Origin of the sequence: Cupriavidus phytohabitans, from assembly GCF_017815025.1 — a bacterium.
Taxonomy (GTDB): domain Bacteria; phylum Pseudomonadota; class Gammaproteobacteria; order Burkholderiales; family Burkholderiaceae; genus Cupriavidus.
On the sequence record NZ_JAGIQB010000208.1, the window covers coordinates 1 to 1,009 of the forward strand.

2 pseudogenes are annotated in these 1,009 nt (G+C 58.4%); one reads left to right on the plus strand and one right to left on the minus strand.

The annotated features are described in order from the left end of the window. Positions 1–420 precede the first annotated feature (420 nt). A pseudogene (locus tag J8I34_RS35780) lies at positions 421–561 on the plus strand (IS110 family RNA-guided transposase); the annotation flags it as partial. Positions 562–586: 25 nt separating this feature from the next. On the opposite strand, the pseudogene J8I34_RS34175 reads toward J8I34_RS35780, so the two are convergent. After that, a pseudogene (locus tag J8I34_RS34175) lies at positions 587–937 on the minus strand (transposase); the annotation flags it as partial. Positions 938–1,009 lie beyond the last annotated feature (72 nt).

Consider the following 1,009-nt stretch of genomic DNA (forward strand, 5'->3'; position numbering starts at 1 on the left):
AGGTCCTGGCCAACCCAACTGACCGGCTCCCTGTTCAATAACCCGCAGGGTGTTGCACTTCGCTCTTGAAACCGCCCATCCTTAAGGCTTGCCCGAACATATCGCCGCGGAAATACTCTGCGACACCTCGGGACTTCTTTTGCGTCACTCACGCTCAGTCCCTTGGCAAAAGGGTGATCACTATAAGCACCCGCCAGCACACCGCTCTTAGGCCTGCGACTTGGCATCCCCAACGAGAACACACAACGGTGCAAGCCCGGTGAATTTAATGACCCACTATACAAATAACCTATCATTTCCCCAATTATCTGCCGACCATAATAACCTGTCCATCAGTCAGACCTGAATTGCGCGTAGGGATTCTCTGATAGATCATCAATCTGATGGCGCACGGTAAATAGAGCGGCAAACTTTTTAGTGCTGTCGAGCGCCGAGTATCTGGAGCGTGCAGCCGGCGAGCAAGCCGAGCAGGCTTACCAACGCCTGTTCTCGCGCTGGAAGCAAGCGCGACCGCAGGCAAGTGCGGTACGCGCTCCGTGGCCACCAATACGGACGCCATAAACGACCGAAAGCACACCGCGCGCTTGTCAACTTCATCCGTCGTGTAGATGATCTTGCGGATCGCCGGCGGGAACGTAAAGAACGGGATCACCTGATCCCAGGCGCAACGCCAGGATGCGCCGATCGGTGCATACCGCTGACCCCATTCCCCGTTCTCGAAGGCCGCCAACTCGGCCAACGCAGCCTCGACAGTGGGTGCCGTGTACACGGGCTTGAGCCCCGCCGCCACGGCCCAGCGTTCCTTCCAGCTGGCGTACTCCAGGCTGTTGCGGATCAGATGTCCGACGCAGGTCTGCAGCGTCGTGTTAGGGAACACCGCATTCAGGGCCTGCTCCATACCTCTGAGCCCATCAGGGACGGCAATCAGGATAGGTTCCGTCGCGATAAGGAGGTAGGGGCGAGCGGGGGACGGAAAGGTGCTGCGGTTAGGCCACCAGGGAGTAGAACT